The sequence below is a fragment of the Sessilibacter corallicola genome (assembly GCF_021290925.1).
Lineage (GTDB): Bacteria > Pseudomonadota > Gammaproteobacteria > Pseudomonadales > Cellvibrionaceae > Sessilibacter > Sessilibacter corallicola.
Window position 1 is genome coordinate 1336806 of the sequence record NZ_JAJSLX010000001.1, and the last position, 24130, is coordinate 1360935.

The window sequence follows — 24130 nt, forward strand, 5'->3', positions numbered from 1 at the left end:
CTAGGGCCGATACATGCTCACTTAGGCCACTAAACCAACATGGAAATCTGGTAAAAACCTGGCACCATGAACCAACTTTTACCCACCGCAGAGATCGCGCCTGACCTTAACCAGCAGGACATCGATAACATCAAGCAACGCTTCTTCGCCATCAGCGAAGAGCGTTTGGCGCGAACTCGCTTTGGTTTAAATGACCGCCAGCAAATTGTTCTAGACACGCTACCTGCGCTGTTTCATTACAATCATCCTGCACTCCCAGGTTACGTTTCTCAGAAAACGCCGTCGGGCCTAAGTGGCTTTAACATCAGTAATCGCAATAAGTTAGCGATTAAACGCCTCGCCAGTAATTTTGAATTTCCACAGTCAAACGCCGAAAATGCCATTTACTCCATTTTCATCATGGGAAGTGTTGGCAGCATCGCCCACGGCAATCGCAGTGATTTGGATGTTTGGATTTGTCACAATCCCGACCTAGACAGCGAAAGTAAACGTCTGCTGGAACACAAATGTGAGCGGATTTCCCGCTGGGCAGAAGCATTCGAGGCCGAAGTTCACTGCTTTGTCATGAACAGTGAAGAATTCCGCCAAGGCAAAATTGCGCAACTCGATGACGAAAGCAGCGGCAGCTCGCAGCACTATCTTTTACTCGACGAATTTTATCGTTCGGGTATTTGGTTAGGCGGCCGTATTCCGCTGTGGTGGTTGGTGCCGCCGCACTGTGAGAACCAGTACGAGCACTTCGCAAAAAGTTTGCTCGACAGCAAGTTAGTCGCAACCGACGAGGTCATTGATTTCGGCTCGGTCGCCAAAATGCCGATCAATGAATTTGTTGGCGCCGGCATTTGGCAGTTGTATAAAGGCATCGATTCGCCTTATAAATCGGTGCTTAAACTTTTATTGCTTGAAACCTACGCCAGCACCTACCCCAACATAAAAAGCTTAAGCGTTGAATTTAAAGAGCGCGTCTACGGCGACGAATTCGATTTGAATCAGATCGACGCTTATCTGTGCTTGTATCGCCGTATCGAACTGTATTTAAAGGGTCGCAAAGAACGCAAACGCCTGGAACTGGTCAGACGAAGCTTTTATTTTTTGGTCGATTGTCCGTTGACCCAGCAGTCTTCGCCATTGGGTTGGCAGTGGCGCTTACTCCAGGAGATTGTTCACGAGTGGGGCTGGCAGCACCGCCAACTCACCCGATTGGACGCTAGAGCCACCTGGAAAGCGGCGCAAACCACGCTAGAAAAACAAAACTTAGTCCAAGAATTAACACGCAGCTACCGATTTGTTTCGGACTTTGGTGCGCGCCAAAGTGATGAGAACGCCATCGATCAATCTGAGCTGCGTACCCTAGGCAGAAAACTCAACGCAGCATTTGATCGTCGCGCCGGGAAAATCGAATTTATTAATCCTGATATCAGTCTCGATATCAAAGAACGTGTGCTTCTGTTTAAGAAAACCGAATTAAATCAGTCGTCCGGTTTTTGGCAGGTTTACGGCCTTCCTAAAAAAGAATCGAATCCAACCATTAATTTATTACTCAAACAGTCTCACAGTTTAAGTGAATTGCTGTGCTGGTGTTATTTAAACGGCATTTACGATTTAGACACAGACATTATTGTTCGCGACGACACGGTTTCTGAGAGCTACGTTAAGCAATTTTTGAGTTCAATTGGTGCATGCATTGTAACGCCGCCGGTTAAACCCAAACACGATGAGTTTCTTCGAACACCGCACATTAAACAGGTGTTGGTTTTTACCAATCTCGCTGGGCACGTTGATGTTAAAGACAACAAATCCAACGATGATCCCAACGATACTCGCGATGCATTTAGCTACGGCAGTCAGCAGAAAAATCTTGTCAGCAGCATCGAATTAATCGTTATCAACAGCTGGAATGAAGTCGTTTGCCAAAGCTTCAGCGAAAATTGCGTGCAGCAAATTGCGGTCAGATATCTGCAGTTGTTTTACAGCCAACCGACGCAAGAATTCCCCGAAATTATAGTTTTCTCTCCGCGTTCGCCGCACTCCAATTGTGTCTCTGAACGCATGCGCGAATTGTTTCGAGATTTGAATTCTGAACTCACTCGTCAAACCCATTCGCCCACGGAATCAGGTTTGCGGTACGTTTTTAAGGTTGCCAAGAAATACCACTTACTGCGGTCATTTCCGAACAAACCTCACGTAGATCAGTTCGACTCACAAGAAGCTTTGTTGGCAGCGTTGCAACGACCACAGAGCCGGTCGTCAATTTTGGCACTTGACCGCTACGCTCTGAACCATCACCCCCTTAAATTGGTGATTGATAACGCACAACAACGCGGAATTAAGGTGTTTGTTTTGCCGCTGGCGTTACACCGAGCGCGAGTGTTTATTGTCGATTGCAACCAAAGCTTAATTCAGCTGCAATTCCCATTCGGTCATTTGGACAATCTGCTCCACTCACTGAAACAGTTCATTCAAAATGTCTTGCACAAGCAGCCAATTCTAAACAGTGACGATCCAAAAGCGGATGAATGCCCGATTTTGTTCTATCGGTTGAAACAAGAACATGGCCAATGGCTTGATTGTGAAACTATCGAATTAAGTAAACGGGCTTCGATGTTTTCCGATTTCGAGGTCAAAGTCATTGTTGAGCCAATCAATTCAAAAAAACTGCACTACCGACTATTTTGCGATCAGTTTGAATTCTCGGGCGATTTGCCCCAACAAATCGCGGCGGTAAAACAATTCATTCTGTCGCACCGCAAAGGCGACAAAAACTACCCCTGCTATCTGTCAGACGTCGATATTTCGCTGTGCAGAGAACAAATCAATAACGGTGGTGAGCTGTTTTTGAGTCATTATCTGCGTATCAAAAACGACATTGAACAAAAACTCAATTCGACATTACTGCGATAATTCCGATCTTTTCACCCAAAACGCTTTAAGCACTGTTCAAATTTTGCAAAGCCAATGCTAGTGCTCATTAGCTTTGCTATACTCTTGCCTTTTTGCTGAGCTGATAGAAAATGCCTCATTATTTTCACGTATTGCGCACTTGGGCAATTCGCTCAAAATTGTTGTTTATTGGTATTTCGCTGGCGAGTCTTTTGGCTTTATCGGGCTGTGGCCAAACCGGGCCGTTGTATTTGCCCGATGAAAAGCCCAACGAAAACCAACAACCGAACAATTAGCATTCTCTATTTTATCGCGCGCTTTACAGTTAGATTTGAATTATGACTTACTTTGATTGGCAACAGGACTCCCTGTTAGCAGAAAACCTTTCCGTACAATCTTTAGCAGAGAACTATGGCACGCCGCTGTATGTGTACAGTAAAGCGGCCATTACCGACGCGTTTTTATCCTATCAAAACGCGTTAAAAGATTACCCCGGTCTGGTTTGCTACGCCGTCAAAGCAAATTCAAATTTGGCCGTACTTGGCTTGCTTGCACACCTTGGCAGCGGTTTCGATATTGTTTCTGCCGGAGAATTGGATCGCGTTATCGCCGCAGGCGGCGACCCTAAGAAAGTGGTATTTTCGGGGGTCGGCAAAACCCAAGCGGAAATGAAAAAGGCACTCGAAGCCGATGTGCTTTGTTTTAACGTCGAGTCGAAAGCTGAATTACACAGACTCAGCGAGGTTGCGCTCAGCTGTAATAAAGTCGCGAAAATTTCATTGCGCGTTAATCCCGACGTCGATGCCAAAACGCATCCCTACATTTCTACGGGATTAAAAGAAAACAAATTTGGCATTGCCATCGACGATGCACTCGATACCTATCGAGTGGCAGCGGCACTAGAAAATATCGAAATTACCGGCGTGGACTGCCACATCGGTTCCCAATTAACGGAAGTAACTCCGTTTTTGGACGCCATAGATCGATTACTCGTATTAATTGATCAGCTAAAAGCTGAAGGTATTGTACTCAAGCATTTAGACATTGGCGGCGGCTTAGGTGTTACTTATCAGGAAGAAACACCGCCAAATGCCGGCGATTATCTCGCCCAAGTTATCGAAAAAATTAAAGGCCGAAATTTAGAACTGGTTATGGAACCGGGTCGCTCTATTGTTGCCAACGCCGGCATTTTGGTCACACAGGTCGAATACTTAAAACCCACAGCGGATAAAAACTTTGCCATTGTCGATGCGGCAATGAACGATAATATTCGCCCTGCACTTTACCAAGCGTGGCAAGCGATAGAGCCGGTAACAAAAGGTTCTGGCGAAGCTCAAGCATGGGAAATTGTCGGACCGGTTTGTGAAACCGGGGATTTTCTTGGCCGCGATCGCAAATTGGCGATTGAAGCAGGTGATTATCTGGCAATGTTTGGCGCTGGCGCTTATTGCTTTACGATGAGTTCGAATTACAATTCAAGACCACGCGCTTGTGAAATCATGGTTGATAAAGACAGTGCATTTGTAGTCAGAGAAAGAGAGTCTTTTTCCGATTTAATTAAAGGTGAATCTCTTTTACCGATTAGTGAATAACACCAATGCGACTTCGATTTACAAAAATGCACGGTCTGGGTAACGACTTCATCGTTATCGACGCAATCAGCCAACGACCGAACCTGTCACCGGAAACCATTCGCAGTTTAAGCGACCGGCGCTTTGGTATCGGCTGTGATCAAGTGTTGGTGGTCGATTACCCAACCAACCCTGAGGTAGATTTCCGCTACCGCATTTTTAACGCAGACGGCAGCGAAGTCGAAAACTGCGGCAATGGTGCGCGCTGTTTTGCTAAATTCGTTCGCGAGCGTAAGTTGACGGGTAAATCATCAATATCGGTTGAAACCTCAACCGGAATTATGGTGCTAAAAGTTAACGACAGCGGTGAAATTCGGGTCGATATGGGCGAGCCGGAATTTACACCAGCGAATATCCCGTTTATCGCCGATGCCACTGCATCAAGCTACGCCATTGAAGTCGACAATCAGTGCTACAACATTGGCGCTGCATCGATGGGGAATCCCCACGCAGTATTGGTTGTAGAGGATGTTGAAACAGCACCGGTATTAACTCTCGGCCCCAAAATCGAGAACCACCCGGCGTTTCCCAACAGAGTCAATGTTGGCTTTATGTCTGTAGTTTCTCGAACCGAGGTTAACCTTCGGGTATTTGAGCGCGGTGTCGGTGAAACACTAGCATGTGGCACTGGCGCTTGTGCGGCGGTAGCCTGCGGAATTCAACAAGGCATTTTGGATAGTGCCGTCACCGTGCATTTGCCCGGCGGCGATTTAACGATTCATTGGGAAGGCCCCAATCACGCATTGTTTATGACAGGGCCTGCAACTTCGGTATTTCATGGTCAGGTACGCATATGAGCGACAATGTCGACAATAATGAACTAACCCCAGAGCAAGTTAGCCAATACCTTCGTAATCATCCGGAATTTTTTCTTTCCCAATCTCAACTTCTGCAATCTCTCGAACTCCCACACGAAAGCGGCAAGGCTATTTCGCTGATTGAAAAACAAGTCAGTGTTTTGCGAGATCGCAATGTCGAGCTGCGCCACCGTCTCGGCCACTTAATCGACAACGCCCGCGAAAACGATGTTCTGTTTGATAAAACCCGTCGTTTAGTGCTCGGGCTTTTAGAAGCCGAAGATTTGGGCGACCTTGTCGATGCCTTGCTTTACAGCTTTGACAGCGACTTTCAGGTGCAGTACACTAGCCTAATTTTGTTCTCAGAGAGCAAACCCGAAGGCGTCGGTCCCGTTCGATTGATTTCTCTGCGAGACGCCAAAAAATCCCTGCCACGATTTACGCGACTCTCGAAAACTCTGTGCGGCCAGTTTTCACCGGAAGATACTCAAGAGCTGTTTCCAAAAGAGCACCCACACATCGGTTCATGCGCCATCACACCTTTGTCGAATGGCTACCCACTGGGAATTTTAGCCATCGCCAACAGCGATCCTGATTATTATCGCTCCAGCATGGGAACCCTATTTCTGAGCTACATCGGCGAAGTCTTAAACCGGTGCTTACCACGACTGATGAGCTAGCCCCAAATACCAAGGCCTAGATCGGACGACTGCCGTAGTTACTGGAAGGTTTTTGCGGCGGATCGGCTGTGATATTCGCATCGATCTGATCAATTTTTCCGCCCTTGGCCAAAAACTCTTCCACCTGATTTTGTAACATCAAGCGCTCTTGTTCTTTCACCGATAAACTGTAATCAGCGTTAACGTCTGCATTTACTGATGACTCACCATCACCATTACTTTCACTATCAGTCAGCGATTCATCCGCTGCATTGTCTTCGTAGTCCTCGTTAGAATCGTCGGACATAACCTACCCCCTTGAAATAAACGTCGTATAAGTCGGTCATTTTCAAGTCAATATTTATAGCGCAACTTTTCTAACTTTATTTGGCATTACAAGCTTTTTCTTAGTTTATTTTGAAATGCTTTACAGACCAATTAATAGCCAATAAATAAAAAGAAAGATTAAGGCAGGAACTTACAGGCAAGAAAGGGAAAAATTAGGGAAGATAGGCATACCAAGCTCTCGGGGGTAGAGAGCTTGGAAGAGAGAACTTACACAGCGTCTGCGCCGGTTTCTCCAGTACGGATACGAATAATCTCATCCAGTGACGTGATGAAGATTTTGCCGTCTCCGATTTTGCCGGTTTGCGCCGCCTTGGTGATTGCATCAACTGCTTGCTCAACCACAGCGTCATCGACCGCTAATTCGATTTTTACTTTAGGCAGGAAATCAACGACATACTCTGCACCGCGATAAAGTTCAGTGTGACCCATTTGGCGACCGAAGCCTTTAACTTCCGTCACGGTCATCCCCTGAACGCCCACCTCAGACAATGCACTGCGCACATCATCCAATTTAAATGGTTTAATAACAGCAGTGATTAATTTCATTAATGTGTCCTTGTGTACGTAACTATTTTATTTTTACTCTGTATGTTTATTGGTCACGTCAGTAGATGCATCTCCATTAGAGACCTCAATTTAACCTTACCATAACATACAACCATTTCCAGAAATTCCAACTTGGTTGGTAACACTATCAGGAATATGGTTTAACAATATTTCTGGCCTTGACACACATAATTGGGGTGAAGTTGAAATTAACAAGCATTTCAAAGCAATACCCAAAACAAAAAAAGCCCGCAAAATGCGGGCTTTTTTCTAGAAGGTAGATTACTTACCGGTAGTGAATTCCGGATAAGCTTCCATACCACATTCTGAGATATCAACGCCTTCGAACTCTTCTTCTTCGCTGACTCGAACACCCATGATTGCTTTGATGATAAACCAAACAATCAAGCTGGTTACGAATACCCAGACGAAGATGGTGAGTAGACCAACGATCTGACCACCAAACGTAGCATCTGAATCTGATAGAAGAACGGCTAGAACACCCCAGATACCAACAACACCGTGAACAGAGATAGCACCAACAGGGTCATCGATCTTCATTTTATCCAATGCAAGGATACTGAATACCACTAACACACCACCTACAGCACCAATAATGGTAGAGAGAAGAGGCGATGGATCTGCAGGCTCAGCAGTAATAGCAACCAAACCGGCCAACGCGCCGTTCACTGCCATGGTTAAATCCGCTTTACCAAACATAATGCGAGCAACGATAAGTGCAGCAATCAAACCGCCAGAAGCTGCAGCATTGGTGTTTAGGAAGACACTCGCAACTTCGTTTGAAGAACCGATGGAAGACAATTGAAGTGTTGAACCACCGTTGAAGCCGAACCAACCCATCCAAAGGATGAACATACCAAGCGCGGCAAGCGGTAGGTTAGCACCTGGAATTGCGTTTACTTCGCCGTTCGGGCCATATTTGCCTTTACGTGGACCAAGTACCAATACACCCGCAAGCGCTGCAGCGGCACCAGCCATGTGCACAATACCAGAACCAGCGTAGTCACTGTACTCAAGAGTGAACATGCCGAATACTTCTTTACCACCCCAGGTCCAGCCACCTTCCATTGGGTAGATAACACCAGTCATAACAACTGCAAACAGTAAGAATGCCCAAAGCTTCATGCGCTCAGCAACAGCACCAGAAACAATCGACATTGCGGTGGCTACGAAAACCACTTGGAAGAAGAAGTCTGATGCACCTGAATAAGGCATAGAAGCATCTTCAACACCGTTTCGGAAATCTGCTTGTGCAGAGAGCACACCAGCAACGGCTTCTTCTGTCATTGAAGCAACACTGTCAGTGTCGAATAAGAAGAAACCACCGCCGTACATGAGTTGGTAGCCGCATATTAAGTACATGGTACAAGCGATCGCGAACAACGCCACGTTTTTGGTTAAAATTTCAGTGGTGTTTTTAGCTCGCACCAAGCCGGCCTCCAGCATGGCAAAACCAGCAGCCATCCACATTACCAAGGCTCCGCACACCAAGAAATAAAAGGTGTCCAGAGCATACTGGAGTTCGTATACATTGTTTTCCATAGCAGCTCTCCAAAGCTCCAATTTATCTAGTTTTAAAGGTATAAATAACAGCGAGAAAGCTGCTTAAAGTGCGTCTTCGCCAGACTCACCAGTTCGAATTCGAATCACTTGTTCGAGGTTAGCAACGAAGATTTTGCCGTCACCAATCTTGCCGCTATGCGCCGCTTTACTAACGGCTTCGACAACGGCCTCAAGCTGATCATCAGCGACTGCGACCTCAAGTTTGGTTTTCGGTAAAAAGTCGACGACATACTCAGCGCCACGATAAAGTTCGGTGTGACCTTTCTGGCGACCGAATCCTTTAACTTCTGTAACGGTTATACCTTGAACGCCCATCTCGGAGAGCGCTTCTCGTACGGCATCTAACTTAAATGGCTTGATAACAGCAGTTACTAATTTCATGCCTATCCCCTAACTGTGTGCTTTGTGTATTCAGCGATTGCGATCACTTGCCTGACCTTTGAAGCAAAGAATCAAACAAATAAGAAAACGATTTCCAACCCTGTGCTTAGGTTTTGTAGTTTTTGCAAATAGGGTGATCAACTAGCAAAGAAGTACTTTCAGAACTCTTCTATGGTTGAGTGTTGAGAAGCCGCGCCTTAGCGCGGCTAAAAATTTCTTAGAAACCTTTGGTCCAAGAAATCCAAGTCAATGGATCCTCTTCACCAGATTCCTCATCAGCGTCACTGAGTGAAATTGTGATATCGCCCCAGTCACCGTATGACTTAGTTAAGTCAACTTGGAAGTAACCGTAGCTAACATCACCTACAGCAGCATCGCCGTCGAAATCAAAGTCGTAGTAACCGTAAGTTAGACCTAAACTCCAGTCATCACCTAGGTCGAAACCACCACCGATGTAGTAGTGAACGTCGCCTTCAACAAAAGTAGCAGGCTCGTCCGCGTCACCATTAGTCGTGTAAGAAACACCAAATACTAAAGCGTCATAGCTGAAGTCGAGAAGAATCTCACCGTAATCGATATCGTCGGTAGTTGGGTACGCGTAGTAGATGTAACCAATGCTGTAACCGAAGTCTCCAGCTTCACCGCCGTAACCTAGATATAGGTCGATTTCGTTACTACCGAAGCTGGTGTTTGACAACCAAGTACCAGCGTAGAAACCGCTTTCATCTTCATAGTCAATGCCGCCAGAAATCGCAGCACCGTGCTCAGTTTGTGATACGCCACGGAATACGTAGTCACTTGATGCGCCAATATTAGTGCTTACTTCTGCCATTGCAGTAGTTGAACCCAAAACAGCAACAGCGATAGCGCTAGCTACCAAATTTTTTGCCAATTTCATTCGTTGAATCTCCAAAAGAGTGCTCTTTGTCTTTTAATTTTGATTGCCTTTTTGGGTCTGTTGAAAAGCAACCTGCTCACGGGATTAGCACTTGATATGCCAAATTCAGTTTTTCATGTAAATACAAACACTTACGATAAAAAACATAAGCACGAGTAATTGCCAGACCTGATAACCATCAAAATCACATGCATCTTACTAGTGCTAGAACAAGCATTCAGGTGCTTTTCCAGTGCATCTTGACTATAGACAAAGCGTTCAAAATTTTCATTAACATGATTTAGTTAGAAAGCAATCGAATAAAACCCAGCAAACAGAAAGTTTGCTCAAATACTGAACTAAAAGTTGACTTTTTTTACTAAGAAACTAAATATTTTGTCCTCCTCTTTTGTAATCTGTATAAAACTAATACTTTTTGCGCACCATTAGTGCTCATAAGCCGTTATAAAACCAAAAGGGTGAGCGTTTTTGGTACTGCAAACCGGTTCTCAAAAACTGAATCTGCCCACTCAATGGGCCGACTAATCTCCAAACCAAAACCCAGCGCGAACAAAAAACGAGGCCAGACAATTAATTTCTGGGATAAAACCCTTTAAAATTCGATTCCACAAAATTCGCACAGATTTCGCCCCCAGAGACCAACATGAACCCGTTCGAACAACTCCTTAACGCTTCGGCACTGAAAGAACTTCCGCTTCCAAAATCGAACCCTTTGTTTGATTTATTCGTTCAAAAAATTATTAAAGACAATCAATTAGTGACTCGAGAAGAGTTTGAAGCCCAAACTCGCGTGCTGCATGAAACCCAACAGCGCTTAAAAGATATGGAAGCGCTGATTACCTCTTTAGAGTCAGAAAAAGAAGCACGCAAAGAAACCGACTAAAGTCAGCATATTGTTCACACTATAGTCAATTTTAGACAGATTGTTCAAAATGCGATAAATTCTTCTCCGAAACGTGAGGTACGTCAGGCTCCAGCCCAGGTACTGTGAGCTATCACTTAAGGATGAGTTTTATGTCGTTGTCGGTGGTTAAAACCCGCGCCCAATTAGGTATTGAGGCGCCCGAGGTATCCGTTGAAGTTCACATATCCGGCGGGTTGCCCAGTCTAAATATTGTCGGCCTGCCAGAAACCGCCGTCAGAGAATCAAAAGAGCGAGTCAGAAGCGCTCTAATCAACAGTCACTTTGAATTCCCCACTCGCCGAATCACCATCAACCTAGCACCGGCCGACTTACCAAAAGAAGGGGGGCGTTACGATCTACCGATCGCTCTCGGCATTCTCGCAGCCTCCAATCAAATACCAGCAGAATCCTTAAACAATATTGAATTTTTGGGGGAGTTGGCACTATCAGGAGATATTCGTCCTGTTAAAGGCGTTTTGCCCGCAGCGATTAACTGCGAGCAAAAACAGAGGACTCTGTATATTCCTCTGGAAAATCAAACCGAAGCAGCGCTCGTTGAGAACTTAGACTGTTTTCCATTCGACAACTTATTAAACGTTTGCGCCCATCTAAAGGGCGCAATCGAATGGCCAAAAGCACAAGTCATCGCACAACATCACAGCGATGACTCCAGCCATAACCTTAATCAATTAGATTTAAGCGACGTTAAAGGACAGCAACAAGCAAAACGGGCATTAACCATCGCCGCCGCAGGTCAGCATAATTTATTGTATTTTGGGCCGCCGGGTACCGGAAAAACACTATTGGCTAAACGCATGCCGACCATTCTGCCCAGACTCACCAATGCCGAATCTCTAGCCGTTGCCTCTGTATATTCGGTAGCGGGAACCACACGACCCGCTTGGGGAGAGCCGCCTATTCGCTCACCGCACAACACAGCATCAGCAACTGCCATTGTTGGCGGCGGAATACATCCCAAACCTGGAGAGATCTCTCTGTCCCATCATGGAATATTATTTTTGGATGAATTTGCAGAATTTCCCCGCTCGGCACTGGAAGTTTTGCGCGATCCGTTAGAGTCCGGTTTGATACATATTTCAAGAGCCAATCAACAAGTCGCCTACCCCGCTAGATTCCAATTATTGGCTGCGATGAACCCGTGCCCCTGCGGTTATTTGCACAGCCAACGCTGCCACTGCACTCCTGATCAAATACGTCGTTATCGCAATAAAATTTCCGGGCCCATACTCGACCGTATTGATCTGCAGGTTGCTGTAGGAATGATAAATCCCAGCGAACTGAAAAATATGAGCGGTGGAGAAACCAGCGAGCAGGTTCGCGCCAAGGTTGTTGCCGCCAGAGATCGTCAGCAAACACGCCAAGGGTGCACCAACGCCAATCTTTCCAGCAAGCAGCTGGATAACATCTGTAAGCTTGGAAACAGCGAAAGCTTGCTGCTAGAAAGGGCCATAGAAAAACTGGGGTTATCAGCTCGGGCCTACCACCGAACCATTAAGGTCGCCAGAACCATCGCCGACCTTGCTCAAAGTGAAGACATTAAAAAAGAACACGTTATGGAAGCGTTGACTTATCGGCAGCTAGAAAAACAACCGACACACTCTCAGACTGGCTAAGACTAATTAAACTCAAAACCAAATGGGTTGCCTTTAGATCGCCGAGAGCGCCCGCCGTCGGCGTCTGACTCAACACTGATATCAAACTTAGAGATCGAACCCAACTGAGACACTTGGCACGACACAAAAGAGGACTCCGATTCTTTTTGTGGCCCGCTCAGTACCTCAATATTCATGAAAACTAAGAATCGTCGGTGTTGCTGATCATAACGAGTGGATAAATCATCCATTGCGTAAGCATACAACTCATCTCCGTACTCATTAGTGACCCGATCAACGCACTTGAGATAGGCGTCGGTCATAGTAACGTTTCGATATTGCGCCTCAGAGCCAGACCGAGACTCAGCACGATTAAAAAACGTTTTTGTCAGGAGAATAGAAATGAACGCCAATACAATCATCAGCACAGCAATCAATACTTGAGATCGAGTATTCTTGGAAAAGATCGACAACATAAACCCCGACAACGAACCACCTTATCAAAAGTGTAGTCGATACTCGGGTCGGCCCTAACGAAATTACGCTGGCTCAAGGCATAATTTCGTTAGCTATCAACTGACCTTTTACGGTCTACAATTACGACTTGCTTGGTTTGCGGTAGACACCAAAGTTGCCAACGCCGCCATTGAGTAAATGGCTGGCGTGCATTTTACTCATAACCCCTTGATCACAATACAAAAGATACTGACGCTTGGGCAGCTCGTCGGCCTGCTTGAGTAAGGCGTAAAACGGTATTTCTAGGGTTTCGGCTGAAACACCCAGTTGCAATGGTGCAGCCTCAATTTCATCGGGGTGGCGGATATCAATTAACACCGCATCGGTGGGTAAATAAGTAAACTCATCCACCTCAAGATCACCATCAGCCACTGCCATTACTTGCTGTATTGGCTCCACTTTGGCCTTTTCGATGGCTTGCTCAAGAATATTAAAATCGAAACCCTGTTCCTCGCTTTCAACTTTATCTATCTTGGCCCGCGTCGTTGGCTTGCGGGAAATTACCCCGCAATATTCCGGCATATTGGCGGCAAATTCTTCAGCGCCAATCTGTCTGGAAATATCAATGATGTCGCCCTTATCCATGGTGACCAGAGGTCGCATTACAAGAGTGTCAGTCACACGATCGATAATAGATAAGTTGGTTAAGGTCTGGGAGGATACTTGCGCAACGGCTTCACCCGTGACTAGTGCTTGAATGCCTTGATGCTCAGCAACTTTGGTCGCCGCTCGCAACATCATTCTTTTTAAGATAACACCCATATTGGCGTCGGATACTTTTGTCAGAATTTCCCCGACAACCTCTTCAAAGGGAACCGTGACAAACCTCACCTGATGGGATGCACCAAATTTGTGCCACAGATAATAAGCCACTTCTTTACAGCCAATTTCGTGGTCTCGCCCACCCAAACTAAAGAAGCAAAAATGCGTTCTAAGCCCTCTTTTGATGGTCAGATAACTAGCCACCGTAGAATCGAAACCGCCCGAGATCAGCGATAACACGGGATCTTGGGTACCCAAAGGAAATCCGCCGAGACCCGCGATCTGCTCGCGAACCACATAAAGATTTTGGTTTTTGATCTCCATCTTAACGGTAACATCGGCGCCTTTTAACTTCACACCAAGAGCTTTGGAGTGCTGGTTTAAACCTCCGCCGACATACTTTTCAACGTCGATAGAACTGAATTCCTGATCTCCGCTGCGCTTCACTCGAACACAGAAAGTCTTACCCTCAAGCGCATCCAACCAAATCGACGCGGTTTTTTCGTAGATATCGTGCATATCCTCGTAGGTAAAAGCGGATACCTCATAGAAAAAAGCCACACCGGGCGTGCAGGACAGAATATCCTTCGCTTTGGCGATGACTTGCTCATCATCATTTTCAGACACCACATCAATTTTTTCCCAATCTCGAATCACCTTGACGGTGGCATCCAAAGGTTTGAGCAGTGAACGCAAATTATTTTGCAACTGACGAGTAAAGCGCTTGCGCACCGGCGCACTTTTGATGGTGATTTCTGGGAAGAGCTTAACGATAAAATGCATGAAGAGACCAAAAATGGGGTTATTCAACAAAATTGTCAATTATAAGCCAGCGAATTGATTTTCACACATTCCAAGATCGCCTTATCCAAGGTAGCATATGCAGCTCGCTGAATGCCTGCAGTTAGTGCACCAAAAAGATGCGCCTGCACCAAAAGCGACCACCCTCGTGTTTTATATTACAAATCCAAGTGACGCAAGGTCTGCGGTTAGCGGAGGGTATTATAAAACACAGGGGCCCAAAAGGTAGTGGCATACAACTTGCTCACTTATGATGCACCCAACACTTGTCTGTTGGCTTTGTGCACGCCAAGGGGCAGATCACCTACATCAGCATTGGGTAGAAGGCGCTATAAAAGCGCTTAATCCCTAATAACCTTATTCTGGCACAGCCATTTTGGAGGAAACATGTCAGAGCAGACTCTGAATTTGATAAAAGAAAACGAAGTTAAGTGGGTTGACCTACGCTTCACCGATACCAAAGGTAAAGAGCAACACGTAACTATTCCTACAAGCGAAGTTGATGATAACTTCTTCTCTGACGGAAAAATGTTTGACGGCTCCTCAATCGCTGGCTGGAAAGGCATTAACGAATCTGACATGATCTTAATGCCAGATGACAGCACCAGTTTCCTTGACCCGTTCACTGATGAATCTACCGTTATCTTGCGTTGTTCAATCGTTGAACCTACTACAGGTGAAGGCTACAACCGCGACCCTCGCTCTATCGCAGAACGCGCTGAAGCTTACCTACAATCTACCGGTTTTGGCGACGCTGCTTTCTTTGGCCCAGAACCAGAATTCTTCGTTTTTGACGACATCAAGTGGGGCGCAGACATCTCTGGCGCGTTCTACAAAATCGATTCAGAAGAAGCTGCTTGGTCTTCAGGCAACGATATGATCGACGGCAACATGGGTCACCGCCCAGGCGTTAAAGGTGGTTACTTCCCAGTACCTCCAGTTGATTCTCTTCACGACGTTCGTGCTGCCATGTGTAACGCAATGGAAGCAATGGGCCTAGAAATTGAAGTACACCACCACGAAGTGGGTACTGCTGGTCAGTGTGAAATCGGTGTTGGCGCAAACACCCTAACTAAGAAAGCGGACGAAGTTCAAATTCTTAAGTACGCTGTTCACAACGTAGCTCACGCTTACGGCAAAACCGCGACCTTCATGCCGAAGCCACTTGTTGGCGACAACGGTAACGGCATGCACGTTCACCAATCTTTCGTAAAAGACGGTGTTAACCAATTCGCTGGTGATGCTTACGCTGGACTTTCTGAAACTGCTCTTTACTACATCGGCGGTATCATTAAGCACGCTAAAGCATTGAATGCTTTCTGTAACGCATCTACCAACTCTTACAAGCGTTTGGTTCCAGGCTTCGAAGCACCAGTCATCTTGGCTTACTCTGCTCGCAACCGTTCTGCTTCTATCCGTATTCCTTACGTTGCTTCTGCTAAAGGCAAGCGTATTGAAACTCGCTTCCCAGACGCAACTGCGAACCCATACTTGGCATTCGCTGCATTGCTAATGGCTGGTCTTGACGGTGTTAAGAACAAGATTCACCCAGGAGATTCTGCAGATAAAGATCTTTACGACCTACCTGCTGAAGAGCTTTCTGAGTACCCAACGGTTTGTGCATCTCTTGAAGAAGCACTAGCGTCTCTTGATGCAGACCGTGAGTTCTTGAAAGAAGGCGGTGTATTCGACGACGACATGATCGACGCTTACATTGATCTTAAGAACGAAGAAGTTGAAACATTGAACATGACTACTCACCCAGTAGAATTCTCAATGTACTACAGCGTGTAATCACTTCTTACCAAGTGCATGACACCGAAAACCCCAGCCTAGCTGGGGTTTTCTTTTTTTGGCCTCACTCACGCCACACCATGTCGAACACCAAACTAGATCGAACCGCAAACTCCCTGTAGAACCTTCCCCAAACCTGACGAAAACCAAAGACTCACCGCATCGAACGAGCTACTATAAAAACTGCTTGATAACATCAAATCAGAAATTCAAACCTTCGGATTACTCATCTAGAGGTCTTTATGAACAGATATCACACTCAACTACTCCTCTTGATCTCGTTGAGCTTGCCATTCAATCCGCTTGTCTTCGCTCAGGAAATCTACAAATCCGTTGATGAACATGGCAATGTCACTTACAGCGACAGCCCAAGCAAAAACTCGAAAGTCGTTGAACTGCCTACTATCAACAGCCAAATTCCCATTGATGGCGAAGTCGCGCCGAGGCTATTTCCCGGAGACACAGAAGAAAAGCCTGTTAAATACAAATTGACCATTTCCGAACCCGCAAACGATACCGCCATACCTCCCGGCCAACTCAGCTTTTCCATTCAAGCTTCCATCAAGCCACAACCGACAACAGCGCTCACCTACACCTTGGTTTACGACGGCAACGAGCAACAAACCTCCAGCGCACCCTCTTTTGTCATCAACCACCCGCTTCGAGGCAGCCACAATATAGCCATCAAAGCTAAGCTTGAAGGGAAAACGGTTGCATCATCAAATAGCATAACTGTTCATGTTATTCGCCCCACTGTCTCAAGATAGTGCATTTTCAAAATCAGGGCGGATAGGGCAACTCATAAATGCCTCTATATCGGGTGTGAAAACCCGGTAAAGCTGGTCTTTACGTGCACTCGAATGGTTCGAATTTTGCTATTTCTAAATTCAATTGATTGAAAGTGCTCACCAAGAATGACCCTCGAACCGAATTACAAACAATTACTCGACAGCCTTAGCACCGCTATCGTCGTCGTTACCAACAAGCTAGAGATCTGCTACCTCAATCCGACAGCAGAGGCTTTGCTTGCCATTTCGGGCGCTCGGGTTATCGGCACCAGCATCAACAATTATTTTGCCGAATCTGAAGCTGCAATCACCGCGATGCAAGAAGCGGCGAAACATCAACATCTATACACCAAGCGCCGCGCCAAATGGCAACTGCACAACAATCAGCAGTTGACGGTGGACTACACAGTCACGCCACTGGCTGACCACGAAAACATGGCAGTAGAGATTCAACCACTGGACCGGTTATTGCGCATCAGTCGAGAAGAAGCCGTGGTATCTGCGCAAGAAACCACCAAAAATTTGATTCGCGGCTTAGCCCACGAAATCAAAAACCCACTCGGAGGTATTCGAGGCGCCGCGCAATTACTCGCGCGCGAACTGCCCGAGTTATCTTTGAGCGAGTACACCGATGTCATCATTGACGAAGCCGATCGCCTCAGAAACCTTGTCGACCGCATGCTCGGCCCTCGGCAGTTGCCCAATTGGGCCGACATCAATATTCACGAAGTTTTAGAGCGAGTGTCCACACTAATCAGCGCTGAGAGCAAAGGACTGGTTGAACTCAAACGCGATTACGACCCCAGTATTCCTGTATTGCAGGGGGACAGAGAACTGCTCATTCAGGCGATCTTGAACATCATGAGAAATGCGATGCAGGCGCTAACCGAAGCGAAAACAGCATCGCCGGAAATCATGGTGCGCACACGCATACAACGACAGTTTACGATCGGCAGAGAAAACCATTCTCTCGTTTGCCGAATTGACATCGTTGATAACGGACCTGGAATTCCGCCGAATCTAATCGAGGATATCTTTTATCCGATGATTTCCGGGCGCGCCGAAGGCACGGGACTTGGGCTTTCCATTTCCCAACAACTGATCAACCAACACAACGGCTTGGTGGAATGCGAAAGCCGACCAGGCAGCACAAATTTTTCGATATATTTACCGATGGAAATGCACAATGCAGAAACCAAATAGCGTCTGGATTATTGATGACGACAAATCAATCCGTTGGGTACTGGAAAAGTCACTACAACAAGCGGGCATTGAGACCACTTGTTACGAATCCGGTGACCAAGCACTTAGTGCCGTCTCAAGCGGCAAAGCACCCGATGCCATTTTGAGCGATATTCGCATGCCGGGCATTGATGGTTTGGCGCTTTTGGAAAACCTACACATCAAATACCCAAATCTGCCCATCATCATCATGACGGCGCATTCCGATTTGGACAGCGCCGTGGCTGCGTATCAAAGTGGTGCATTCGAATACCTTCCCAAGCCCTTTGATGTCGACGAAGCACTCGCCGTAACTCGCCGAGCACTGGCTCATGCCGAAGAGCAGGAACAACAGATTGTCGAGGCTGCCAGCCCAGTGGAAGAAGCCGAAAACAACGGCGATATCATCGGTGAAGCACCGGCTATGCAGGAAGTGTTTCGCGCCATTGGTCGACTCTCACAATCAAACATCACCGTATTGATCAACGGTGAATCCGGCACGGGTAAAGAACTCGTTGCCCGCGCGCTTCACGAACACAGCCCGCGCAGACAGCAACCATTCATCGCACTGAACATGGCAGCTATTCCTCGAGATTTGATCGAATCCGAGCTGTTTGGTCACGAAAAAGGCGCGTTCACAGGCGCTGGCGGTCAACGCCAAGGGCGATTTGAACAAGCAAACGGCGGCACCCTGTTTTTAGATGAAATCGGCGATATGCCGTCAGACACGCAAACACGATTGCTTCGCGTACTAGCTGACGGCGAATTCTATCGAGTTGGCGGCCACACTCCGGTGAAAGTTGACGTTCGAATCATCGCCGCAACGCACCAGAATTTGGAAACCTTGGTAACGGAAAATCGCTTCCGTGAAGATTTATTCCACCGTTTAAACGTTATTCGTATCCACATTCCAAGACTATCAGATCGCCGAGAAGACATTCCGAAGCTGTCTCAGCACTTTTTCCAAAAAGCCGCATCCGAGCTTGGTGTCGAACCGAAGGTTTTATTGCCAGAGACCGAAAAGTACCTCTGTAATATCGCCTGGCCAGGTAACGTCAGACAATTGGAAAACACGTGTCGTTGGATTACGGTCATGGCCTCTGGCCGAGAGGTTCACGTTCAAGACTTGCCGCCGGAGCTGATGGATCAAAGCCACGAAGTTGAGCCATCTGGCGACTGGAACAAAGCCTTACGCCACTGGGCCGACCAAGCGCTCGCTCGCGGTCAATCCGATATTCTTTCTGAAGCCGTGCCGATCTTTGAACGAGCTTTGATCGAGACTGCTTTGAAGCACACTGCGGGAAGAAAACGAGATGCAGCAAATTTGCTCGGCTGGGGCCGAAACACGCTGACTCGAAAGCTCAAAGAATTGGGCATGGTTGAGTCCGGCGAAGAAGCGCCAGAAGAATAAAATCCTATCGTTGGAAATCGAAGTCCCTCGATCACACGACACTTCGATTTCTATCTTTCATGACACTTGTTGATTCCAACAACCACCAAATTTCCTCACTCTCAACTCCGATAACTGCATCGCTCAGATTAGCCAGCAACGCGCAGAAATACCCAACAAACCTGTCGCAGCACGCACTTCGACAAAAACTAAAAAACAGAATGTGAGTAGAAGAGGAAGAAAAATAAGCTGAAGCTAACAGCAGAAAGGAGCTGGGGAATCTATATAGAAAAGAAAAGCGAGAAGTAAAAAAGTATAGAAAGGGGAAACTAAAGCACTGAGTAAAACCAATTCTACATTGGTAACTTCTACTCAGTGCTTACACAGAAAACCAAGCCTTAGTTAACGGCTGGATCTTCCTGGCCTTTTGCTTCCGCGTTTTGCTGTGCTTGAGCAACAGCTTGCGCGAATAAGGCATCGAAGTTAACTGGTGGCAACATCAACGCAGGGAAACTTCCCTTAGTTACAACACCGTCAATCGCTTCGCGAGCGTATGGGAACAAGATTTGTGGACACGCTGTGTTCAACGCGTGCGCCAACTGTTGGCCTTCTAGACCGGCAACAGTAAATGCACCACCTTGCTGAACTTCAACCAAGAACGCAGTTTCTTCTTCGATCTTAACGGTAACCGTTAGAGTCAAGATAACTTCGTATAGGTTTTCATCAATTTTAGTGGTTTTGGTGTTCAACTCTTGGTTGATCGCAGGTTTCCACTGCTTGCGGAAAGCCTGTGCACCCATCGGTGCTTCAAACGATAAATCTTTGATGTAAATTCGCTGGATTGCAAATTGTACTTTTTGCTCAGAGCCCTCTGAAGCGGCTTGCCCTGCTGCGTGTTCTTCAGCCATGTTACTGCCTTATATTCTAGAATTAAAACTAAAAGACACCCGAACGATAATATCCATGTGTCCAGCGATTACTAAAAATCTTCCTTCGCGAAGGATATGAGGGTATTTAGCAGCATTTCAACCCTAATTTGATCCGCAAAGAAGACTAGCTAACTTGCGCAACGAGAGTATCGAGCTCGCCGGTAGAATCGGCGTAATACAGGTCGTCACAGCCACCGACGTGACGGTCGCCAATCCAGATTTGTGGAACACTGGTGCGGCCAGCTTTCTTAGTCATCTCTCTGCGTAACTTGTTGTTGTTATCAACAGGGATCTCTTTGTATTCAAGCCCTTTGTTTTTCAACAAGTGCTTTGCGCGAATACAAAAAGGACAAAAACGGGTCGTGTAGATCACAATGTTAGGCATAATTCCTCCAAATTACTTCACAACTGGTAATTTCTGATTTTGCCATTCACTCATCCCGCCCTCGAGCCGGCAAACTTGGCGTCCTGCTTTAACCAATTCGCGTCCAATAGCAGCGGTGTGGGTGCCTAGCTTATCTACCAAAATAACGGTCTTGTCCGGTTGGACATCAAACTGAGATAAATTGTTTTTCATCTTTGTGTAAGGCATATTAATCGCGTTAGCGATATGCCCTGTTTTAAACTCATTCGCCTCTCGGATATCAATCAACACCGCTGTATCGCTGTTAATCAAACGAGTGGCTTCGTGAGTTGATATTGACTGACCACTCCTGCGTTTTTCATTCCAAAAATACAGCATGATCAAACTGACCAATACAGTGACTAATATCCACTGCTCAGAAGCGAACACCAATATATCCACAAAGACACCTTACCGAAACAAAAATTCAAAAATTAACAAAACGAGGAAGAACGCCACAATTTTTACATCTGGCACTCGAATAATGGGCGGCAAGTATACACTATGAACATATAATGCGAAGGGCCGAGGAGAAAACCAAAACCCTGCCTCAGCTCCCATCAACCGGAAACATCGATCACTTAGGCGCTGTATTAACCATGTCTCGCAATGTGCTTTTATTAGCTATCGGATTAATCTTTTGCACTCACTGTTACGCCCAAACCGCAAGCAGTGATGAAGATTACCAGGCAAAACTGGACGAACTTAGAGTCATTATTGAGCAAGTAAAGAAAGAAATTGGTCAGGTGCGAGATTCAAAAAACGAGCTGGTCGACGAACTTGAATCCAACGAAAAAGACATCGGCAGTTTGAGTAAAAAAGCGGACTCCATCGAAAAGGAGCTCGACCACCAAAAAAAGCAACTAGCGCTGCTACGCCAGCAGCGCAATCAGGTAAACCAGAATAAGAATGAGCAGGCAGTATCAATTCGCCAGCACATTGTTTCTGCCTACAAGCTCGGCCACCAAAGCAACCTAAAAACCCTGCTAAATCAGGAAGATACCGAGCTATCCGCGCGAATGGTGAAGTATCACGAATACATCGTAAATGCGCGCACCGATCGGATCGCTGAATATCAAGCCATTCTCGAAAAGCTCACCGCACTGGATCGGGAAATCACGACAAAAACAGAACGCTTTGCTCGCCAAAAACAAAACCTGGAACAGCAACGCAACGCGTTAGAGGCGGCAAACGCTAAACGCAAGCAAACCCTGGCTCGATTAAACCAACAACTGCAGCAACAAGGAAAACAGCTCTCTTCGTTAACCCAAGAACAAGCGGATCTCGAGCAACTCATCAAAGAGGTTGCACAAGTGATTCTGGCGATTCCAACCCCTGAAGACCACAACCCATTCAATCATCAACGGGGAAAACTAAAGTGGCCGGTAAAAGGCAAAATCAAACACCGATTTGCCTCTGCGAAAGCCGCCGGCCGATTGACTTGGGACGGCGTACTGATCACCACAAAACGCGGCGCAGAAGTTAGCGCGGTACACGGCGGAAGAGTGGTCTTCTCCGACTGGCTGAAAGGCCAGGGAATGTTATTAATTGTCGACCACGGCGACGGCTATCTCAGCTTATACGGTCACAATGAAACACTTTTTAAAGAGGTGGGCGACTGGGTCAACAAAAATGAAGTCATCGCTTTAGCAGGAAGTACCGGCGGGCGTTCGGAACCTGGCTTATACTTTGAGATTCGAGAAGACGGGAAACCGCTCAATCCTGCCAAATGGTGTCGCGGCTGATAACAGTGATCCATACCGCTCACACGCAGGTAAGCAATTAGCAAGAAATATAATTGCACTATTGCTTTAATAAACAATCAAAGTACAAATATCCGTTGAGATCTTGTTTTTAAACCCAAAATCATCAACAGTTAATCATTGAAATTCATCGGGGAACGCCTAGAACACGTGTTTTCTAGGACGATTTTGACCTTTAGGAGACGACCATGAACTTCCGAATTTTGCCTTGCGCACTCCTCGCTTTTGCTGCAACCGCCTGGGCACAGGAAGAGCAAACGGAGCCTCAAGCTCAATTGCCTCTAGATGATTTGCGCACCTTCACACGCGTCTATTCGCACATTCGCAACGCCTACGTTGAAGAAATCAGTGACAAAGAACTGCTGGAATACGCCATTAAAGGCATGCTCTCCGAATTAGATCCTCACTCCACCTATTTAGACGCCAGCTCGTTCGATGACCTGCAAGTCAACACTACCGGCGAATACGGCGGTCTTGGAATTGAAGTGGGTATGGAGCGCGGATTTGTCAAAGTGATCTCCCCCATCGATGACACTCCGGCCTCACGCGCAGGTATCGAATCTGGGGACTTAATCATCGCCATCGACGATAAACCCGTTAAAGGCTTGAGCTTAAATGAAGCCATTGAATTAATGCGCGGGCCGATTGGTACCGACGTCATCATTTCTGTTATTCGCGAAACCGTAGATCAACCTTTTGATGTCACCCTCACTCGTGACACCGTCAAGGTTCGCAGTGTTCGCTCGCGCATGATCGAACCAGGCATTGGCTACCTTAGAATCGCCCAGTTCCAAGTCAGCACTGGCGATGACGTTTTGTCTGAAATTGCCAAACTCAAAGACAACGAAGAAGAATTAGAAGGCCTAATCTTAGACTTACGCAACAACCCTGGCGGCATACTGCAAGCATCCGTTCAGGTTGCCGATGCCTTCCTTGAAGAAGGATTAGTGGTTTACACCAAAGGCCGAATCGATAACGCCGACATTGAGTACAGCGCCAAACCCGGCGACAAGATAAACGGCCTACCGCTGATTGTTTTGATCAACTCGGGCTCTGCGTCGGCATCAGAAATTGTTGCCGGAGCGCTTCAAGATCACAGCCGAGCCATCATTATGGGTACCGACAGTTTTGGTAAAGGTTCGGTACAGACCGTTCTCCCAATCACGGATGATCGCGCCATTAAGCTCACCACCGCGCTTTACTTCACGCCCAATGGCCGCTCCATTCAGGCTCAAGGCATTGTTCCCGACATCAAAGTTGAACGCGCGAAAATCACCTCTCTACGCCAAGAAACCTTTACCGAAGCAGACTTGAGAGGTCATTTAGATAACGCCAACGGCGGCGAAGAGAGCGATTCGGAATCTCGTTTAGAAAATGCGCCCGAAACCACCTTAGCCGAACGCGACAATCAATTATTTGAAGCCGTGAACCTCCTGAAAGGCTTAACGATTTTCAACAACAGGACCCAAGCAACCGGTCACTGGGTAAAGTCTGAAAGCTAATCATCGATAACTGATACTGC

General features: G+C 46.6%; 23 protein-coding genes. 13 read left to right on the forward strand and 10 right to left on the reverse strand.

All coding sequences use genetic code 11. The features are described 5' to 3' along the window. Window positions 1-66: 66 nt before the first annotated feature. The 5 genes from LU361_RS05585 (at window position 67) to LU361_RS05605 (ending at window position 5988) form a co-directional block, all read left to right on the forward strand. On the forward strand, window positions 67-2901 hold the full coding sequence (locus LU361_RS05585) for a class I adenylate cyclase (RefSeq protein ID WP_233087827.1): 2835 nt from the start codon (window positions 67-69) through the stop codon (window positions 2899-2901). A 110-nt stretch (window positions 2902-3011) separates the two neighbouring features. Next, window positions 3012-3176 carry an LPS translocon maturation chaperone LptM gene (gene lptM / locus LU361_RS05590; protein ID WP_434064653.1) on the forward strand — a complete coding sequence of 55 codons (165 nt, stop codon included), beginning with the start codon at window positions 3012-3014 and terminating at the stop codon, window positions 3174-3176. Between the two features lie 42 nt (window positions 3177-3218). Then, window positions 3219-4472 (forward strand): diaminopimelate decarboxylase, encoded by a 1254-nt coding sequence (gene lysA / locus LU361_RS05595; protein ID WP_233087828.1) that lies wholly within the window; start codon window positions 3219-3221, stop codon window positions 4470-4472. Between the two features lie 5 nt (window positions 4473-4477). Next, on the forward strand, window positions 4478-5308 hold the full coding sequence (gene dapF / locus LU361_RS05600) for a diaminopimelate epimerase (RefSeq protein WP_233087829.1): 831 nt from the start codon (window positions 4478-4480) through the stop codon (window positions 5306-5308). Next, entirely contained in the window at window positions 5305-5988 is a 684-nt protein-coding gene (locus LU361_RS05605; RefSeq protein WP_233087830.1) for a DUF484 family protein, read from the forward strand. The genes dapF and LU361_RS05605 overlap by 4 nt, the downstream gene beginning before the upstream one ends. A 16-nt stretch (window positions 5989-6004) precedes the next feature. Here LU361_RS05605 and LU361_RS05610 read toward each other — a convergent pair whose 3' ends face one another. The 5 genes from LU361_RS05610 to LU361_RS05630 form a co-directional block, all read right to left on the reverse strand. Next, entirely contained in the window at window positions 6005-6274 is a 270-nt protein-coding gene (locus LU361_RS05610; protein ID WP_233087831.1) for a hypothetical protein, read from the reverse strand. Window positions 6275-6522: 248 nt separating this feature from the next. Then, on the reverse strand, window positions 6523-6861 hold the full coding sequence (locus LU361_RS05615; RefSeq protein ID WP_233087832.1) for a P-II family nitrogen regulator: 339 nt from the start codon (window positions 6859-6861) through the stop codon (window positions 6523-6525). A 282-nt stretch (window positions 6862-7143) separates the two neighbouring features. Further along, entirely contained in the window at window positions 7144-8424 is a 1281-nt protein-coding gene (locus LU361_RS05620; protein WP_233087833.1) for an ammonium transporter, read from the reverse strand. A gap of 63 nt (window positions 8425-8487) precedes the next feature. Next, window positions 8488-8826 (reverse strand): P-II family nitrogen regulator, encoded by a 339-nt coding sequence (gene glnK / locus LU361_RS05625; RefSeq protein WP_233087834.1) that lies wholly within the window; start codon window positions 8824-8826, stop codon window positions 8488-8490. Between the two features lie 217 nt (window positions 8827-9043). After that, window positions 9044-9724 carry a TorF family putative porin gene (locus LU361_RS05630; RefSeq protein ID WP_233087835.1) on the reverse strand — a complete coding sequence of 227 codons (681 nt, stop codon included), beginning with the start codon at window positions 9722-9724 and terminating at the stop codon, window positions 9044-9046. A gap of 643 nt (window positions 9725-10367) precedes the next feature. On the opposite strand from LU361_RS05630, the gene LU361_RS05635 reads away from it, so the two are divergent. Both LU361_RS05635 and LU361_RS05640 read left to right on the forward strand, forming a co-directional pair. Next, window positions 10368-10607, forward strand: coding sequence for an accessory factor UbiK family protein (locus LU361_RS05635; RefSeq protein ID WP_233087836.1), 240 nt, complete (start codon window positions 10368-10370; stop codon window positions 10605-10607). A 131-nt stretch (window positions 10608-10738) separates the two neighbouring features. Further along, window positions 10739-12262: a YifB family Mg chelatase-like AAA ATPase gene (locus LU361_RS05640; protein ID WP_233087837.1), complete on the forward strand. Its 1524-nt coding sequence runs from the start codon at window positions 10739-10741 to the stop codon at window positions 12260-12262. A 2-nt stretch (window positions 12263-12264) separates the two neighbouring features. Here LU361_RS05640 and LU361_RS05645 read toward each other — a convergent pair whose 3' ends face one another. Together LU361_RS05645 and thiI are read right to left on the reverse strand one after the other, a co-directional pair. Continuing rightward, the gene (locus tag LU361_RS05645; protein ID WP_233087838.1) at window positions 12265-12729 is read right to left on the reverse strand and encodes a hypothetical protein; all 465 of its coding nucleotides are present in this window, start codon (window positions 12727-12729) and stop codon (window positions 12265-12267) included. A 109-nt stretch (window positions 12730-12838) separates the two neighbouring features. After that, window positions 12839-14302, reverse strand: a complete 1464-nt coding sequence (gene thiI / locus LU361_RS05650) for a tRNA uracil 4-sulfurtransferase ThiI (RefSeq protein WP_233087839.1) — start codon at window positions 14300-14302, stop codon at window positions 12839-12841. A gap of 405 nt (window positions 14303-14707) precedes the next feature. On the opposite strand from thiI, the gene glnA reads away from it, so the two are divergent. The 4 genes from glnA to glnG all read left to right on the forward strand — a co-directional run bounded on the left by glnA (window position 14708) and on the right by glnG (window position 19534). Beyond that, window positions 14708-16114 (forward strand): glutamate--ammonia ligase, encoded by a 1407-nt coding sequence (gene glnA / locus LU361_RS05655; RefSeq protein WP_233087840.1) that lies wholly within the window; start codon window positions 14708-14710, stop codon window positions 16112-16114. A gap of 242 nt (window positions 16115-16356) precedes the next feature. Further along, the gene (locus LU361_RS05660; RefSeq protein ID WP_233087841.1) at window positions 16357-16881 is read left to right on the forward strand and encodes a DUF4124 domain-containing protein; all 525 of its coding nucleotides are present in this window, start codon (window positions 16357-16359) and stop codon (window positions 16879-16881) included. Window positions 16882-17028: 147 nt separating this feature from the next. Next, window positions 17029-18105, forward strand: a complete 1077-nt coding sequence (glnL, locus tag LU361_RS05665) for a nitrogen regulation protein NR(II) (protein ID WP_233087842.1) — start codon at window positions 17029-17031, stop codon at window positions 18103-18105. Beyond that, window positions 18089-19534: a nitrogen regulation protein NR(I) gene (glnG, locus tag LU361_RS05670; RefSeq protein WP_233087843.1), complete on the forward strand. Its 1446-nt coding sequence runs from the start codon at window positions 18089-18091 to the stop codon at window positions 19532-19534. Before glnL ends, glnG begins: the two co-directional genes overlap by 17 nt. 377 nt (window positions 19535-19911) lie before the next feature. On the opposite strand, the gene secB is transcribed toward glnG, so the two are convergent. The 3 genes from secB to LU361_RS05685 all read right to left on the reverse strand — a co-directional run bounded on the left by secB (window position 19912) and on the right by LU361_RS05685 (window position 21247). Continuing rightward, window positions 19912-20421, reverse strand: coding sequence for a protein-export chaperone SecB (secB, locus tag LU361_RS05675; RefSeq protein WP_233087844.1), 510 nt, complete (start codon window positions 20419-20421; stop codon window positions 19912-19914). Between the two features lie 145 nt (window positions 20422-20566). Then, window positions 20567-20827, reverse strand: coding sequence for a glutaredoxin 3 (grxC, locus tag LU361_RS05680; protein ID WP_233087845.1), 261 nt, complete (start codon window positions 20825-20827; stop codon window positions 20567-20569). Window positions 20828-20839: 12 nt separating this feature from the next. After that, on the reverse strand, window positions 20840-21247 hold the full coding sequence (locus LU361_RS05685; protein WP_233087846.1) for a rhodanese-like domain-containing protein: 408 nt from the start codon (window positions 21245-21247) through the stop codon (window positions 20840-20842). 113 nt (window positions 21248-21360) lie between these two features. On the opposite strand from LU361_RS05685, the gene LU361_RS05690 reads away from it, so the two are divergent. Next, window positions 21361-22590 (forward strand): murein hydrolase activator EnvC family protein, encoded by a 1230-nt coding sequence (locus tag LU361_RS05690; RefSeq protein ID WP_233087847.1) that lies wholly within the window; start codon window positions 21361-21363, stop codon window positions 22588-22590. A gap of 206 nt (window positions 22591-22796) precedes the next feature. Next, on the forward strand, window positions 22797-24110 hold the full coding sequence (locus tag LU361_RS05695) for a S41 family peptidase (RefSeq protein WP_233087848.1): 1314 nt from the start codon (window positions 22797-22799) through the stop codon (window positions 24108-24110). Window positions 24111-24130: the final 20 nt, after the last annotated feature.